Here is a 15,636-nt window from a genome sequence, read left to right as displayed (position 1 = left end):
TCATCGCTTACCGATCGGCTGGCGCCCCTTGCCGCTCAAGATAGGCCGCAATCTTCTCCAGTGCGAGGGCACTGAGCTTCGCGCCATACCAGGTCGGCATCGTGCCAGCCGGATAGCCAGGCACCACGAATAGCCCCGGCTCAAGGACCGACTCCATTACATACTGATGCACCGTCTCTGCATGCCCCCGATACGACGGATCGGTCAATCGCGCAGGCCCCGTAGCGCCCAAAAGCAGGGGCGGCCCGACTCGCCCATCGGCCCCAGGAATACCGGGGACCGTGTGGCATACGGCACAGCCGGCTTTCGTAAAGATCGCCTCAATCGGTTCGTCTCCTGTCACGAGCGGCACCATATCCGGCGCCAGCGTCACAGAAGAGGAATCAGTGGAGCGGAGAGCCCACAAGCCCCCCAGGAACAGCGCAATAATGATGAAGGGCGTCAGTAATCGTTCAGACATGGAATTGATCGCAGGAAAAATCAGGCAGGTCGCAGTCTCTCACTTCGAACCATTCATCGCACAACGAAATCCAATCGTCCGATCCTCGAAATCCGGCTCAGCTGAGAGCCGCGCCGTCACACGCAAGGCAGCAGGCAAGTCCGCCCAGGACCCGCCTCGGATTACGCGTTTATCGCCAGTGGCAGAGCCCGGCGGGTTCTTCTCGGGACTCTGCTGATAATAGTCGCGCCCATACCAGTCTGCCACCCATTCTGCCGCGTTTCCCGCCATGTGAGAGAGACCGAAGGAGCTCTTCCCGCCCCCTTTGAGCCCATGCCGCACGCTCATGCCCTCGAGCCCGCTAGTGACGGAAACCAGCGTGACGGCTTCGCTCACCCACATACCCCGATTGTAGTTGGCGATATCGACGAACGGCTGCATCTCTCCCCAGGGATACCGGCGTCCATCGGTCCCCCTGGCCGCCTTCTCCCACTCAGCCTCAGTCGGCAGCCGTTTCCCCGCCCATTGGCAATAGGCAGAAGCTGCGCTCCAGCTCATCCCGACGGCCGGCCGATCCCCTACCGTCGTCGCAGCCTCATCGTCCCAGGTCGGAGGAGACGCCTGTTTTCCCGACTCTAAAAACTTTCGATAGAGGCTAAGGGTCACTTCATACTGATCGATGTAATAGGCATCCAGCGTCACGGTATGTACAGGCCGCTCGTTCGGGAGGCCCTCGTCGCTGCCCATGGTGAAGGGACCGACAGGGACGAGCACCATCGGGGCACCATCCTTCCCTCGGCTTGCTTCGGACGACACCGCCTCTCCCACCACGGGACAGAGAATTCCTGCCATGAGGCCGATCCCCATCCACCACATGATCTGCCATCTACGCATTGTCACCACCATAACTATTCTCAACACACGACCGCGCCGCCGGCCAGTGTAGCCAGCTCGCGGGATAAACTCAACGAAATGAGAAGAGGGGAATGGCTCGTCAACGAGCGAGAGAAAACGAGGAGAAATTGGTGTCCCCAACGGGATTTGAACCCGTGTTACTGCCTTGAAAGGGCAATGTCCTAGGCCAGGCTAGACGATGGGGACGAGAGACGGTGCGTAAAACGAGCTGAATTCTTACCATACTTCAGACTCATGTGTCACTAGAGGAAGCGAGACGCGCCCAGGCGGCTGGTCGCGTTTCCTACTCGAATTCGGTAGGATACAGGCTCGCACGAATATTGGCGCCTCGCCTGGCAGGCGCCCAAGGAGCAGGACTCATGATCAGACCACGATTCGCGACGTACAGATCGGTGCTCCTCGTTGCGGCCGGTCTAATCGTGGCGAGCTGTGCCCACGAGACCCACCAGACCCGCGAGACCTACCAGGAACGGGCGAAACTGATTAAAGATCACGCCGACTCATTCTATGGCAATCTGAAAACGAACCGAGTGGAGTCCGCGATCCAGAACAACCGAAAAATTGAAGCGATGGCACTCCAGATGGGGGACACAGTCAGGAAACGAACCGGCCAGCCAAGCACGCCGGCGGTCGAGCAGGAACTGGCCTTGCTGAACACCGCCAACGCAACCGCCGCCACCAACTGGCTTGCGCTGGGCCAGTACTACACCATCAAGCGCCAGTACCCTCAAGCCCGCGCCACCTACCGCCGCCTGATCGACAGTTATACCAACTCCACAGACCGGCCCTATCGCGAACAGGCCCTGCGCGCCTTAAAAGACTTGGACAGCCGCCATCCACCCACTACGACAACGGCAAACCCATGAACTACCCACAGGTCCTGCGCCAATCCTTTCGACTCCTGCTCGGCGGGCTCCTCTTGCTCAGCTGGGGCTGTGTCCACCGGATTCATGTGGCCCCAACGCCTCCGGCCGTCTCGACTGCCCCTATTGCTCGATCACTGCAAGTCGTCGTGCCCTTCCTCGCAGTGGAAGGAGCCGACCGTATGCCAGGCATCGCCTTGCTCGAATGGCCGGCGCAGGATCTTCGATCCGCCGTGATCGGCTACATCCAATCGCGCCAGACCTTTGCCTCGGCAAGCGACAAACCGGGCGACCTCACCATGACCGTCAAAGCCTGGCTGAGGCTGCGAGCAGGCGACCGCTACCAATACAAGCTGCGCCTGGAAACAACCCTCAGCCATTCTAAAAAGCAGCCGATCAAGTCCTATCTGGTGGAAAAAGACGCGGCAGGCCAGGAAGTCCGCTGGAGCACAGCCTCCGATCAAACCCCCATTGCAGAAGCGGTCCAGGCAGCACTGGACGATCTCCTTACGCAGATCGAAGCCGACCGCCTCTTGTATTGAAAAGTCGAACTGAAGACGGGGGGAGCTAGGAGGCCTGAGACCGTCGGTCGAAAAGACGCATCACCAGACAGCCTGCTGCCAGACCTGCCACAAACATCGCACAGACCAGCCAGCCGGAAGAAACGCCCGCTTGCCTCGTTTCACGACGACGGAGCTCCCGGCTGAGATTCGGCATATGGGACTCGCCCCCGAGCCATTCATCCTCTGCCCCGAGCGAGGCAGGTCTCTGTTGACGCGGATCGTCCTTCTTCGCTCACTCATCTAGTCCTGCGCTCGTACAATCCCACACCCACCGACTCTCGCTGCTTGTACAAATCGAAAACCCGCTTTACGCCGTACCGGAACCGGTGAAATTGGCCCAGGTCTCATCAGCCTGCGCAACGGAAGCCTGCCTGTACTCCTTGCAATCGACGCGCAGCGCGCAATTACCGAACGAAGCGTTCGCCGAGTCACAATGATGCGGGCGCTCGGCATTGGCATGCTGATTGGGGCGGAAGTCCTGACAGGACACGCACATCCTTGCGACCGCAATCTCGCCCTGCGTTTGGAGGCTGTGAATCACCTTCACCAGGGAGGTGAGGAGCACCACTTGCTCCGGCGACGAGAGGGTCGCCGTTGCCGCTCCCAGCCGATCTGGCGCACCGGGAGAGGGAGCACAGGACCGATTTCCTTTGGCCGTCAATTGCGCCAGCACAACCCGTCCATCGCTCAGGTCTCGACGCCGCCGAACCAACTGTTTCTCTTCAAGCGTGGCGATGACCTCCGACGCAGTCGGGAGCCTGACCGCCAACTCATTCGCCACGGTAGAGATACGGGCTCGTTGCCCCGGCTTCGAGCGAAGCAGGGTGAGGACCTGCCGCTGTAACGGGCCAAGACCGGCGCGACCTTCGCGGCGCCACGTCCGGCTCTTCATCGCCAGCCCGACTTTCTCCAGACCGGACACCAACTGCGCGATCAGGGCGGCAGCCTCCTGTCGGCTGGGCAACACAGATGTGGTCTTCTTGCGATTATTCACTCGTAATTTGGCCATCAGCACACCTCCAGGAATACCAATATTTCGCGAGTCTATGGTGTGGGCTCTATCCGAGTCAAGCGGCCAGGGCCGCGCCATTGCGGCGAATCGCTTTAGTTTTCAAAGAGGACAGCCGATAACAAGATTAGGACTGGAGGGTATTACGGTGAAGCTGCTTCCATTCCCTGAACTGGAGCTGGCAAAACGCGCGCGGACTGACGATCTGACTCGTCTGCTGCAACAGCCGACTGATCGGGAGCGCCGTCCCTGCCAAAACTGTGATACTCCGTGTAAATGTTCCGCCCGCTCAACGAACTGTTGCTGCGGCTGTTCTGCCCGTTGTACTGACGCACCACGATTTCTTTCCACTGAGCCGGACCAGCACCCGATTGAACCGCATATGGTGCCCCTGATCTATGCCCTGTCCAGCTTGCGGATTGTACCGCCCTGCTGGTCCTGCGAAGGGCATCTCCGGCCCATCGGCGGACTCACGCGTCTGCCGCAAGTCTGGTTTTATTCCGCCTCCACCGTCTACCCGGAACTCATCGCCTCCTATTTCACAGATATGAAATCTCGCGGGAAACTGGTCCATCAATGGACTGTGTCCATTTGCCCCCATACCCCCGGCGGCGCCACTCTCTTTCAAATCCAACCGGAGGGACTCCAGTCATTCGAGATTCAGGCAAAAGACCTTCCTTCCCTGCAGAATGACCTCTGTACCATCGGCGACTCCCTCGTGATATCGATCCGGCAACTCGCGCTGAACCTGCTCAACCCACGATAACAAAGACGCAGTCCGGTTCCTTCGCGTCCGACTGCGGGCGCCTCTCCAATGAACAGGTCGAGCCGCAGGACTTTGCATCCACACAACAACATGAACCCGCCTGTCACGAACGTCTGCGTGACAGGCGGGTCAATCGCTGTGGCGCTGAATAAAAAAGCCCCTTGGGGACGGCGATTGGCCAACAGAGGAGGGACGAACCAACCCCGCCGACCAACCGGCGCCCCCAAGAGGGAAGACCTAGAATTCCTCGAACTCACTTTCCTTCTGCCGGCGATCCTTGCCGTTCCCGCTGGCGATCGAAGCCGGTTCCGGCGCAGACATAGGGACAACCGCCGGTTTCTTGAACATCGGTTTCTTCGCCGGCCCGGACGAAAGGGCGCCGGGCCGCCCCTGGCTCTGCTCCGGTCCAGTCTGCGCGAGCTTGAAGGACGCGACCTGGTGCATCAGCTCCTTGGCCTGCTCCTTCATGGACTGGCTGGCGCTGGTCGCCTCTTCCACGAGCGCCGCGTTCTGCTGCGTCGTCTCGTCCATCTGCACGATCGCCTTGTTCACCTGATCAATCCCGCTGGCCTGCTCCTGCGCCGACGCCGTGATCTCGGCGATGATGTCGGTCACCCGTTTCACCGAGCCCACGATCTCCGCCAGCGTCTTGCCGGACTGATCGACCAATTCGCTGCCGTCCGTCACCCGCTGGATAGACTCGTTGATCAAGCCCTTGATCTCCTTGGCCGCGGTCGCAGACCGCTGCGCCAGGTTGCGGACTTCGGCGGCCACGACGGCAAAGCCCCGTCCATGTTCCCCGGCTCTGGCCGCTTCCACCGCGGCATTCAAGGCCAGAAGATTCGTCTGGAACGCGATCTCGTCGATCACCGTAATGATGTCGCCGATCTTCTTGCTGCTCTTGTTGATCTCGCCCATCGCGTCGATCGCTTTGGTCGTGACCGCACCGCCCTGTTCGGCCACGTTGCGAGCCGCAATAGCCAACTGGTTCGCCTGCTTGGCATTGTCGGCGCTCTGCTTCACCGCGGAGGTCATCTGCTCCATCGCCGAGGAGGTCTCTTCCAGCGCGGAGGCCTGCTCGCTGGTCCGTTGCGAGAGATCCTCGTTGCCCTTGGTAATCTCCTCCGAGCCGGTACTCACGCTCTCGGCGGCAGTCCGCACGGTCGCGAGAGTGGCCGTCAAATTCGTGATGGCCCTATTCAGGCTGACCTTCATCTGCTCGAACTCGCCTTCGTAAGCACCGGTCATCTGGGTCCGGAGATCCCCCTGCGCAAGGGCTGTCAACACCGTTTGCGCCTCATGCAGCGGGGTCACGACGGCGTCCAACATCGTATTGACGCCCTGCGAGAGGTTCTTGAAGAAGCCCTCGAACTCCTCCGCGTTGATCCGTTCGCCCAACTGGCCGGAAGAGGCCGCCACGATCAAGCGATCCACGGCGATCTGGGCCTTCTTATCGGCGCTGACATCCCTCCATTCGACCACGTTACCAAGATACTCGCCCTTGTCGTTCATGATGGCCGAGGCCGCCAGGTCCAACGTGAGCGGCCCAATCTTGATCTCCGCCGTACGCGGGAGGTTCTTCGGATCGTCCAGCAATTGCCGCTGCTGCGACGGATTCTTGTGGTACATGTCGATGCTCGAGCCGAGCACCTTGTCGACGCGGAAGCCGGGAATAGCCTTCTGCACTTCGCGTTCCATCTTTTGCAGGTTCGTCTGCGAGGATTTGTTGAGGTACACGATCTGGTAGTTCCGGTCGCAGACGAGCATGTTGGCCGTGGCGCTGTCGAGGGCCGACCGCAACCGCGCCATCTCCACTTCCAGCTTGCGGGTCTCGGTCACGTTCTGCCACTCAAGCGTGTTGCCGATGTACTTGCCCTCCAGGTCATTGATGGCGCTGACCGAGAGCGCAAGGGTCAGCGGGCCAGCCTGAATGTTGGCCTTATGCGGCAGGTTCCGCGGATCGTCCAGCAGCCGACGAATCCGTTGCGGGTCCTTGTGGAAGCTATCGATGCAGGTCCCCACCAGCTTGTCGGTATCGAAGCCAGGAAAGAGGGTCCGGAGTTGTGGCTCTAATAGCTTGAACTGTTTTTTCGCGCCCTGGTTCACATAGGTGATCTTGCAATCGCGATCGATCATCGTGACCGCGGCATTCGCGGCGTCGAGCGCCCCCACCATCTCCTGCTGCTTGGCAGATGACGACTGGAGCTTCTCCCCCATCGCATTGAAGGCCTGGGACAACTGCCCCATTTCGTCATGATTCGTCGCCGAAGCGCGGGTCCCATAATGACCCTGGGCGATCTTCTCCACGGCCTCGCCGAGATGTTTCAACGGGAGAATGACCAGGCTGCGCAGGAGCAGAAATACGATCGCGGCCAGGAAGGCGGCGCCCAGCGCCCCGACGGCATAGAGCACGTTGGTCTTGTGGTCGAGCGCAGCCAGCGCCTTTTCCATCGGCATTTGCACCGAGATCGCGCCGACCATGTCGCCCATCTTCTTGTCGGTATGGCACCCGATACAGGCTTGGCTGTTGATGATATCGGGGGTCATGCGGCGGAACATCATGGCGCCCTTGACCGGCTCGACGCGGATCGACTCGGCCGCCCCGGCCGCCAGCGCGCGGAGGCCTTCTTCTTCAAATGACCCCTGGGGGCTATTGGCAGGATTCAGCGGCGTTTTGCTGATGATGCGCGCCGTATAGAACCCGAGTTGGTTGAGCTCTTCCGACATTTCCCGCGTGGCCGTCGCCGGAAGCGGAACGGTATCGGGGGCGCTGTGATCTTGCGCCACCTTGATCATCCCTTGGCCGGAACCCTTGATCTTGGCCACATACTGGCTGGCGAGGTACCCGCGCGTCACTTCGATCTGCTTCTGAATGATCGTGCCCCGCTCCTGGAGGCGGTTCTGCAAATCATCGCGCATCCCCTCTGCCAGCCAATAGGTGAGGGAGCCCATGCCGGCCAGCACGAGCGGGATCGTGAGCGCCAGAACCTTCGACGCCAAGTTCAGTCGGGACCAATATCGTGTCATGGAAGTACTCCCTGCATGAAATAAATATTTCGCTGGCCCGTTTCCATTCCGCTCATCCATTCACTCTGCGCGATCCGGCTGATCTCTCATGGCGCGCAAATAATCCCTCGCCCCCACCTCTTCCGAGGCCGGAATTCTGCGTCGAGGCGTATAGCCCTGCATCAGCTGCTCGACGATCAGCCGGTCGACCGCGGCCTCGGTAATATCGACGCAATCAGGCGATTGGTCCATCATCGTATTGAGCTGCGTGAGAGCCGCCACCGACTGCTGCTGCTGCGCAACCCAGGCCGATAGAACGGCCAGGGCCTGCTCAAGGGACGCGCAGGGCTGTGCCAGGGTCGGCGGGAGCCCTTCGTGAGAACTGGCTGCCCCTTCAAAATCTGATTGATGATGCATGATCCGGCCTTCCTTCGACGCAGGCGCCACCGCCACGATTGAATGCCACCATTCATCACTTCCGCCTAATATTTATCGGCAGTTACGTAAGACAAAGTAGGGGCAAAAAGTCCTGAGAACGCGGGCTAAATGTCCCGCGGGATAAACTAATGGAGAATAATAATGGAGAGGACTGCGAGGACTAGTCGGGAATCGAAGAGGAGTACTGCTTGCTATATACCACCGCGGCCTGGGAACGGCGCCTGGCACCGAGCTTCTTGAACACGGAGGTCAGTAAATTCCTGACGGTTTTGTCGCTCAATCCCAACGCCACGCCGATGTCTTTGTTGGTCTTTCCCTCGACGATCAACGTCATCATCTGCTGTTCCTGCAAAGACAGCGGATGCGGAGGATTCGGGCCGGCGGAGACATTAGGCGATTGCAACAAGGCCAGCACCCGCGCGGTGAGCGCCGGGTCCAACACGGACTGGCCCGCCGCGACTTGTTCAATGGCGCGGACCAATTCTTCCCCAAGCACGTCTTTCAGCAGATACCCCTTCGCACCGGCCAGAATGGTCGCCATGGCGGCTTCCTCATCGACATAGGAGGTAAGAAACAATACCTTGCAGGCCGGAACGATTTCCAGAATTTCCCGGCAGACCTCGATCCCATTGGCATCAGGAAGGCGCAAGTCCAGCAGCACGACCGCGGGGGTCAACCGGCGAACGGCCTCCACCGCTTCCCGCCCGGTGCCGGCCTCGCCGACCACGACAATTCCGCCGACCCGTTTAAAGAGCGACTGCAGGCCCATCCGGACCACTTCGTGGTCATCGACAAGAAGAACCGTAATCGGCTGCGCTACACCCTGCATGTCGTCTCCTTACCTGGAAGTTCCACCACGATTCGAACCCCCTTCCCTCTGGAAGACTGCACCTCGCACCGGGCTCCGATCTTTTCGGCACGAACCGCCATATTGCTCAACCCCAGGCCCCTGCCTGAGACCTTCCGGCTGTCGAACCCCTGTCCATTGTCTTCAATCACCAACCGCGCCCCTCCGTTGTGTAGAGCCAACGTCACCTGCCCGCTGGTGCCGTGCGAATGCCGCTGAGCATTGCTGACCGCCTCTCGCACGATGAACAAGAGATGCTCCTCTGCATCGCCTGCGAGCCGCGAGAGAGCCTCGGAAGCGAGCGTGACTTGAAAGACGATCCCCCGCGGCCCCTGAGCCGCCACGACAAGATCGGTGAGTATCTCCTGGAATGACTTACTGCTGCTGCTGCTGTTTGCAAGAGGCGCTCCCCCGATGATGGACTCTCGCAGTTCCCGAATCACTCCCTTCAGCGCCGCCAACCCTTCACCGACCTGGGCCCGCGCCGCCTCCGTGTTCTCGCCGATCAATTCCTGGCTCTCTCGCAAGGTCAGCCCCATGGCAAAGAGGGATTGGATCACGCCGTCATGGAGGTTCAACGCCATCCGTTCCCGTTCGTCCAACGACGCCCGCAGCAACAACTCGCTCTGTTTGAGCGCCTGCTCTGCGCCTTGTCGCTCCAGCGTCGCGCCCAGGACGTTGGCGACGGCCTGCAGGAAGTGGATATCGTCCTGGCCGAACGCCCGTAGCGCCTTGGTATGGACGCCCAAGACACCCCACGAATGGCCATTGCTATAAATCACCGCGCTCATGCCGCTAACGACTCCATGTTGATGGAGAAGGGGTGGGCCTGAAAATCGCGTTTCACTGCGCAAATCCCGCACCACGATCGGCGCTCTGGACTTCAGGGTATGGCCAGCCTGAGAATCGAGTCCGGCACTCACGAGAGCGTTCCCCACAAGCCCTTCCCGCCATCCCATTCCGGCTCGAAGCAGGCACATATCGCCGGCAGGCAGCAACTCCAGCACTTTGCAGAAATCCGCCTCCAACGCCTCAGCCACCAGACGCGCGGCTTCGTGTAACACCAGATCCGCGTCGTGCGTCGACAGCGCATAGAACCCCAATTGCGCCACGGCAGCCTGTTGCCTGGTGCGGGAGAGCAACGCGACCTCATTGCGCCGACGGTCGGTCACGTCTCGGAGGATGACCGAACAATAGGTGCGTCCGCCGACCATCGTTTTGGAAATGGCCGCCTCAACGGGAAATTCCTCGCCGGTGGCCCGCAAACCGGCAATCTGGCTCAATCCGCCCATCGCCCGTGGCAAGCTGCCCGACTCGATAAATCTCTGCACCAGCGCTGGATGCCCAGGCCGAACGCGCAACGGCAGCAAGACCTCGATCGGCTGACCGATGATCTCGCCGGCTTTCCATCCAAATATCTTCTCAGCCATGGCATTGAACACCACGACCCGCCGATCCTCATCGATCGTCACGATGGCATCCATCGCCGACTCGATAATGCCTTGCAACCGGGCCTCGCTGTCATGCAAAGCTTTCTCGATCTGCTGGCGGAGGGTAATGTCGCGGACGATGCCATGTACGCCGACGACGGCCCCGTATTCTTCAATCGGCGCGACATTGACCTCCGTGGGCACAGCCCTTCCGTCTTTGGCGGTAATGGAGAGCTGCAGCGACGGCAGGAACTCTCCCACCATGGCGGCCTTGAATGCGTTCACAGCCTTGGGGAGCTCCGACACGGAGAAATATTCTGAAAAATGGGACCCGATCATCTCCTGGGGAGTATAGCCGAGGACTTTCTCCGAAGCGGGAGAGACATAGATGATTTGCCCCTGTTCGTTGAGCCGGTAAATCACATCGATGGCACTCTCAGCCAGCAGCCTGAACTTTTGCTCGCTCGCTGCCAGCGCCGCTTCTGCCTCTTTACGGGCAGTGATGTCCTGGATCTGCGACACGAAGTACAACGGATCTCCTTGCCTGCCTCGGACCAGCGAGGTGCTCAAGGCAATCCAAATCGGGTGGCCGAGCTTGTGCAGATAACGTTTCTCTACGTAATAGGCACAGAGCTCGCCGGCCAGCAGTTTGTCCACGCTGGCAAGGTCCGCACCCAGATCGTCCGGATGGGTAATGGCTTGGAACGTCAGCGCCGTCAACTCTGGCTCTGAATAGCCGACGATCTCGCACAAGGCGCGGTTGACCTGCAGCCATCGTCCGTCCGTTCCCACGAGGGCCATGCCGATCGTGGCGTTCTGGAACGCGCCGGCAAATCGTTCCCGACTTTCCTGGAGCGCTTCCTCCGCCTCGCCAGCCCTCGCATGTTCTGATTGGGCCACCACCCCTACACTTTTCAGCCGCCGCAAGGCCCACAGCAGCCCCAGTGAGAGCGGCAGGACTCCCATAAGCCCGAGCAGGCCCACGAACAGCACGCGAGTTCGGATCGGAGCAAGCAACGTGCTGCGGTCCACCCGCAAAAGCACTATCCACTCTGGATTCACAGAATCCCGATAGCCGTGCGTCCTGGCAAACCCGGTCACGACCGGCACATGACGGCGGACATGCAGCTCCTCGACAAAGCCAATCTCTTCGGACTCCGCACGCAGAAACGACGGGACCGCCAGCTCTCTCAGATTCGACGGCACCGCGCTCGCATGCTGCAACGAATTTACAAAGTCGAGTCCTTCGCTGGTCACAAATTGATACTCGAGTGCGGAGAATGGCGTCGTATCGATACTCAATGGCTCCCACTTTCTCGTCACGGTATCTCCCAAAACCGACAGACCCACCCGCGACAGGACCACGCCGCAGAAGAGGCCGCTGGAGTCAGTGATCGGCGCTGCAAAAGACACCCCGGCGCCGACCTCCTGCCCGGCCAGCTTCGTCGATTCCCATTGATATATAACCTTCACGCGACCGTCACGCATCTGCTCAAACCATGGGCGGTGACTGAAATCGCTACTGGCCAGCGAAGCATTCGTCGTCGTCACGACGTGACCCTGCGCATCGAGCATGGACAGCGATTCATACAGAGGATAGGCCTGGCTCACCCACTTCAAGTAGGTCGATATAAAAGATGTGTCGCGACAGCGGCTGGTGAACGCTCGCGCCATCATCTGTGCGTCGCCCCGACGCTCAAACACGATCCGATCCAGCTTGTCGGCGACCTCGCCTGCGGCCAGAGCCAGCGTATGCCCAGTGGTCTCCAGCAGCTGGCGCTCGATGATAGAGAGGGAGATCCATCCAATGAGCAGCGTCACGGCAAGAATGCTGCCGATGAGCAGGGACAACTGTCGCGGCCCATAGGAGATGAAACTTGCATTACCGTTCATGCTGCATGTCCGCGGTGGAGAAATCAGGCGCGCGTTCTGAATTGCGCCAGAGTGTTCGTCCGGCTTCCAGCCGTGGCCCCTCTCGTCATGGAGAGAAAACCGCCTGCACCGTTACCCCAATAGCAATAGACCAATTCCCCCTCTTACCCAAAACAATAGTTCGACGTGGAGGAGGTGAGTAGATATACCCACCCTACCCCAACACCAAAATCCAGGCCACAAATATTGGGAAAATGACTCGTATCTCAAGTGGCGGGAGATCCACTATTCCGGTTTGGAGCCAGAGGGAGCGTCTTCTTAATCGAATCAGGCCGGTGCGATAAGGCTGGGCGGCGGCGAGAGCGGTTCGGCTACGTGCGGGCTGGTACGGGCTTCGGCTTTGGACCGACAGTACCGGGAAGGGTTGCGCCATTCCGGAGATCCTCATCCTTGACGATCCGGCCATCTTCCAGCGTAATGGCTCGGTCCGTCTCATAGCCGAACACTGGGTTGTGCGTCGTGATCAGGATCGCCAGCCCTTTCTCGGCCGCCAAATGTTTGAACAGCGCGATGATGGACTCGCCCGTCGCCTTGTCGAGGTTCCCGGTGGGCTCGTCCGCGACCAGAATCTTCGGATCCACGATCAGGGCGCGCGCGATCGCCACCCGTTGCATCTGCCCGCCTGACAATTCTCGCGGCAAATGGGTGGCCCGGTCGCTCAGGCCGACCATCCTCAGGACCTCCGCGGTTCTGCGCGCATCGGTTCGGCGCCCCAGGAACATCAGCGGGAGCTCGACGTTCTCCGAGACCGTCAGCGTCGGCAGCAGGGAGAACTGTTGAAACACGAACCCCAGCACCCCGCGCCTGACCTCGACCAGCTCGTCCTCGGAGAGCCCGGCGACCGACTTGCCCGCCACCATGAGCGTCCCTGCCGTCGGCGCATCCAGGCAGGAGAGCAGGTTGATGAGCGTCGTCTTGCCCGAGCCGGAGGGGCCGAGAATCGACACGATCTCGCCGGTCCTGATGGAGAGGTCCACCCCGTCCAGCGCCTTGACCGTCTCGCTGCCACGATAGTAATACCGCTTGAGCCCGTGGGCCTCGATGATGGTGTCGTGCATCTCAGCCTCCCTTCCCGATCGCTTCGACTGGCCGCATCGACGATGCCCGCCACGCAGGATAGAGCCCGGCGAAGAATCCCAGCACCACGGTGACAAGCACGGTGTATCCGACGAGGGCCGGAGTAATCTGCACGATCGACCCCGATACGCCCAGGTTAGCCAGCGATTTGATCGCCTGCTCGACAAGGCCCGCGGCAATGACCGCCATCGCCGAACCGGCCAGGGCGCCGACAAAACACACCATCAGCGTTTCCAGCCAGATGAGCTGAAAGATGCTGCCGCGCCTCGCGCCAAGCGCTTTCATAATGCCGATTTCCGCCGTGCGCTCGTACACGCTCATGAGAATCGTGTTGATGACCCCGATGAGGGCGACGATCACGGCGATGGCGGCCACCGCGGCAATCATGGTCTGGGCTGTGGCCACGAGGTTGATCAGCGTGCTCTTCACCTGCTGCAACCCGACCACCTGGACCTCCGGCAGCTTGAGCCAGCGCGTTTCGAACTCGCGCATCTTGAACGAACTGAACTCTTTGAGCTTGATGCCGAGGATCGTCAACTGATTCGGCCGATTGAAATATTCCCGCGTCACATCGATCGGCAGAAAGACCGTTCCATCGTCCTGCGTGCCGGTCCGCTCCAGCACACCCACGACCGTGAATTGATACAGGACGGGATTGGGCTGGCCCGCCGGGGTAATTGAAGCGTAGAAACTGTCGCCGACCTTGCGCTGCTCGTACTCGGCGGCTTCAAAGCCCAGGACCACCTCGTCCTTGCTCCCGGGCGAAAACCACCGGCCATTGGCGTACCCCGGACCCTTCTTGAAGGCGAGCCACGGCTTCATGACCAGGAAACTCGGCACATCGATGCCGCTGATGATCGTGAAGTTACTGGCCGCGCCTTCGTCACGGATGCTGCTGGCCTGCTTCTGCGCCACCCCCACGAAAATCGGCGTGATGCTTTCGATATCCGGATCGCTCTTGACCTGCTGGTAGGTATCGCCAGGCAGATAGAGCAACCCTGTCCCTCCTTTGAGCATCATGGTCGCGGCCTCGTAGGGACAGCCCTTGGCCATGATCATGACCTGGTAACCCAGCATGTCGATGCTCTTGTCGATGGCCCCCCGGTAGCCCAGCATAAAACCTCCGAGCGACACGGCCACCGTCACCGCCAGCGCGACTCCGGCGACGGTCAGCCCTGTGCGCACCGGACGCCTGCGCAGATTCTTGACGGCCAGCACGACATAGCGCCGGAGCACAAACGGATCTCGCGTTGTCTCGTCCATTATGTCCTCCTCACTCGAATTCGACCGCGCTGGCGACAAACTGATACCCGTCGCCATAGGGCACGATCTGCCCCTCCACGCGAGCCCTATGTCCGTTCCTCCTCGGCGCCACCATCGTGATCTGCTCCAAATCGACCCGCAGCATCTTCGTGCCTGAGAGAAAAAAGAAATAGCAGCCCATAGTGGTGCATTGCTGCCGGACCGTACCCTCGATGGCCAGAGTTGTGTGCAGAAAATCCTTCGGCCGCTCGATGAGATCTGCAACCTCAGCCTTCGGCACTCCCGCGAACGAGCCATACTCGTTGGGCAGACTTACCAGGTACCAGATGACCACCGCCCCGACGACGAGGGAGAGCGCGCAGAGGACCAGTATCGTTCTCATACCCTACTCCTTTCGGGCCTTCGCCTTCTCGGCTGCCTGCTTGGCTCGCTCGAAATACGGCTCGAACTTCTTCCCGTACACGAAGAAGTCGATCAGGATTAAATTCTTCCGAATACCGCGGAGGGACGCCTCGTAATCAGGTCTGCCGCTTGGATCGAATGACGGCGGCGTAATGGCCGCTACTTTGTCGGCCTTCGCGCCAGGATCGACGGTGATATAGTAATCGTGCTTGTAGAAGTCCCCGAGCGTCAGGCCCTCGAATTGGTTGAGGAACTCCTTGCTCCTCAGCTGGCGCGCCGCCGGGCTTTCCAACCGCTGGAAAAAGAATCTCCTGATCGCAGCGGTCTGCGGGTCCATCGACAGAAACACCTGGATCACGCCACCCTTCCCTGGCACGTTGACGCCATGAACGACCCCGATCTTACTCTCTCCCTTAAAGACGCTATACACGGTATAGGGGGTCTCGAACGTCTCATAGATCGGATCAAGGTCGCTGCCGAGACGTTCCCGTAGGGCGCTGAAGAGCTCGGCGCCATTCTTGAGACGTGGAAACTCATTGAGGTCCTCTTTGTAGGTCGTCATCTCGGGATAGAGATACTTTAAGTCCTCAGCCGGATTGCTCAACGTGCACCCAATCGCGGCAAAGGCATACTGAGGCAACGCGAGGACCGCGACCATCAGGCACATGACGAGACTCTTCATCCGC

14 protein-coding genes, 1 tRNA gene and 2 pseudogenes are annotated in these 15,636 nt (G+C 60.2%); 3 read left to right on the top strand and 14 right to left on the bottom strand.

The genetic code is table 11. The features are described 5' to 3' along the window. Positions 1 to 7: 7 nt before the first annotated feature. The 3 genes from NT179_07695 to NT179_07685 form a co-directional block, all read right to left on the bottom strand. A complete protein-coding gene (locus NT179_07695) occupies positions 8 to 460 on the bottom strand; it encodes a hypothetical protein (GenBank protein MCX5721895.1) in 453 nt (150 codons plus the stop codon). Positions 461 to 499: 39 nt separating this feature from the next. After that, positions 500 to 1,333, bottom strand: coding sequence for a formylglycine-generating enzyme family protein (locus tag NT179_07690; GenBank protein ID MCX5721894.1), 834 nt, complete (start codon positions 1,331 to 1,333; stop codon positions 500 to 502). A gap of 129 nt (positions 1,334 to 1,462) precedes the next feature. Continuing rightward, positions 1,463 to 1,540, bottom strand: a tRNA-Glu gene (locus NT179_07685). A 173-nt stretch (positions 1,541 to 1,713) separates the two neighbouring features. On the opposite strand from NT179_07685, the gene NT179_07680 reads away from it, so the two are divergent. Beyond that, positions 1,714 to 2,220: a hypothetical protein gene (locus tag NT179_07680; protein MCX5721893.1), complete on the top strand. Its 507-nt coding sequence runs from the start codon at positions 1,714 to 1,716 to the stop codon at positions 2,218 to 2,220. Continuing rightward, complete coding sequence (locus NT179_07675; GenBank protein ID MCX5721892.1) at positions 2,217 to 2,759, top strand: hypothetical protein; 543 nt, start codon at positions 2,217 to 2,219, stop codon at positions 2,757 to 2,759. The genes NT179_07680 and NT179_07675 overlap by 4 nt, the downstream gene beginning before the upstream one ends. 25 nt (positions 2,760 to 2,784) lie before the next feature. On the opposite strand, the gene NT179_07670 is transcribed toward NT179_07675, so the two are convergent. After that, positions 2,785 to 2,934 (bottom strand): hypothetical protein, encoded by a 150-nt coding sequence (locus NT179_07670; protein MCX5721891.1) that lies wholly within the window; start codon positions 2,932 to 2,934, stop codon positions 2,785 to 2,787. A 153-nt stretch (positions 2,935 to 3,087) separates the two neighbouring features. Next, on the bottom strand, positions 3,088 to 3,789 hold the full coding sequence (locus NT179_07665) for a MarR family winged helix-turn-helix transcriptional regulator (GenBank protein ID MCX5721890.1): 702 nt from the start codon (positions 3,787 to 3,789) through the stop codon (positions 3,088 to 3,090). A gap of 382 nt (positions 3,790 to 4,171) precedes the next feature. Here NT179_07665 and NT179_07660 point away from each other — a divergent pair, with 382 nt between their 5' ends. After that, a complete protein-coding gene (locus tag NT179_07660) occupies positions 4,172 to 4,555 on the top strand; it encodes a hypothetical protein (GenBank protein MCX5721889.1) in 384 nt (127 codons plus the stop codon). Between the two features lie 417 nt (positions 4,556 to 4,972). Here the strand turns inward: NT179_07660 and NT179_07655 are convergent. The 9 genes and pseudogenes from NT179_07655 to NT179_07615 form a co-directional block, all read right to left on the bottom strand. Further along, positions 4,973 to 5,701: pseudogene (locus tag NT179_07655) on the bottom strand (methyl-accepting chemotaxis protein). Positions 5,702 to 5,743: 42 nt separating this feature from the next. Next, positions 5,744 to 7,474, bottom strand: a pseudogene (locus NT179_07650) (DUF3365 domain-containing protein). Between the two features lie 168 nt (positions 7,475 to 7,642). Next, on the bottom strand, positions 7,643 to 7,978 hold the full coding sequence (locus tag NT179_07645; GenBank protein MCX5721888.1) for a hypothetical protein: 336 nt from the start codon (positions 7,976 to 7,978) through the stop codon (positions 7,643 to 7,645). 181 nt (positions 7,979 to 8,159) lie between these two features. Next, positions 8,160 to 8,828, bottom strand: coding sequence for a response regulator transcription factor (locus NT179_07640; protein ID MCX5721887.1), 669 nt, complete (start codon positions 8,826 to 8,828; stop codon positions 8,160 to 8,162). Continuing rightward, a complete protein-coding gene (locus NT179_07635; protein ID MCX5721886.1) occupies positions 8,816 to 12,169 on the bottom strand; it encodes a PAS domain S-box protein in 3,354 nt (1,117 codons plus the stop codon). Before NT179_07635 ends, NT179_07640 begins: the two co-directional genes overlap by 13 nt. Positions 12,170 to 12,519: 350 nt before the next feature. Further along, entirely contained in the window at positions 12,520 to 13,266 is a 747-nt protein-coding gene (locus tag NT179_07630) for an ABC transporter ATP-binding protein (protein ID MCX5721885.1), read from the bottom strand. A gap of 1 nt (position 13,267) precedes the next feature. Further along, positions 13,268 to 14,548, bottom strand: a complete 1,281-nt coding sequence (locus NT179_07625) for an ABC transporter permease (GenBank protein MCX5721884.1) — start codon at positions 14,546 to 14,548, stop codon at positions 13,268 to 13,270. Positions 14,549 to 14,558: 10 nt separating this feature from the next. Then, positions 14,559 to 14,930 carry a hypothetical protein gene (locus NT179_07620; GenBank protein ID MCX5721883.1) on the bottom strand — a complete coding sequence of 124 codons (372 nt, stop codon included), beginning with the start codon at positions 14,928 to 14,930 and terminating at the stop codon, positions 14,559 to 14,561. A gap of 3 nt (positions 14,931 to 14,933) precedes the next feature. Further along, complete coding sequence (locus tag NT179_07615) at positions 14,934 to 15,632, bottom strand: hypothetical protein (protein ID MCX5721882.1); 699 nt, start codon at positions 15,630 to 15,632, stop codon at positions 14,934 to 14,936. Positions 15,633 to 15,636 lie beyond the last annotated feature (4 nt).

It is taken from the genome of Nitrospirota bacterium, from assembly GCA_026387665.1.
GTDB lineage: Bacteria > Nitrospirota > Nitrospiria > Nitrospirales > Nitrospiraceae > Palsa-1315.
Note: the sequence above shows the minus strand (reverse complement) of the source record. Positions and strands in the feature narration are given on the sequence as shown.

What these genes read in the sequence shown, in the direction of transcription:
- NT179_07695 (MCX5721895.1), bottom strand. Translation starts at nt 460, where the DNA reads ATGTCTGAACGATTACTGACGCCCTTCATCATTATTGCGCTGTTCCTG.
- NT179_07690 (MCX5721894.1), bottom strand. Translation starts at nt 1,333, where the DNA reads ATGCGTAGATGGCAGATCATGTGGTGGATGGGGATCGGCCTCATGGCA.
- NT179_07680 (MCX5721893.1), top strand. Translation starts at nt 1,714, where the DNA reads ATGATCAGACCACGATTCGCGACGTACAGATCGGTGCTCCTCGTTGCG.
- NT179_07675 (MCX5721892.1), top strand. Translation starts at nt 2,217, where the DNA reads ATGAACTACCCACAGGTCCTGCGCCAATCCTTTCGACTCCTGCTCGGC.
- NT179_07670 (MCX5721891.1), bottom strand. Translation starts at nt 2,934, where the DNA reads ATGCCGAATCTCAGCCGGGAGCTCCGTCGTCGTGAAACGAGGCAAGCG.
- NT179_07665 (MCX5721890.1), bottom strand. Translation starts at nt 3,789, where the DNA reads ATGGCCAAATTACGAGTGAATAATCGCAAGAAGACCACATCTGTGTTG.
- NT179_07660 (MCX5721889.1), top strand. Translation starts at nt 4,172, where the DNA reads ATGGTGCCCCTGATCTATGCCCTGTCCAGCTTGCGGATTGTACCGCCC.
- NT179_07645 (MCX5721888.1), bottom strand. Translation starts at nt 7,978, where the DNA reads ATGCATCATCAATCAGATTTTGAAGGGGCAGCCAGTTCTCACGAAGGG.
- NT179_07640 (MCX5721887.1), bottom strand. Translation starts at nt 8,828, where the DNA reads ATGCAGGGTGTAGCGCAGCCGATTACGGTTCTTCTTGTCGATGACCAC.
- NT179_07635 (MCX5721886.1), bottom strand. Translation starts at nt 12,169, where the DNA reads ATGAACGGTAATGCAAGTTTCATCTCCTATGGGCCGCGACAGTTGTCC.
- NT179_07630 (MCX5721885.1), bottom strand. Translation starts at nt 13,266, where the DNA reads ATGCACGACACCATCATCGAGGCCCACGGGCTCAAGCGGTATTACTAT.
- NT179_07625 (MCX5721884.1), bottom strand. Translation starts at nt 14,548, where the DNA reads ATGGACGAGACAACGCGAGATCCGTTTGTGCTCCGGCGCTATGTCGTG.
- NT179_07620 (MCX5721883.1), bottom strand. Translation starts at nt 14,930, where the DNA reads ATGAGAACGATACTGGTCCTCTGCGCGCTCTCCCTCGTCGTCGGGGCG.
- NT179_07615 (MCX5721882.1), bottom strand. Translation starts at nt 15,632, where the DNA reads ATGAAGAGTCTCGTCATGTGCCTGATGGTCGCGGTCCTCGCGTTGCCT.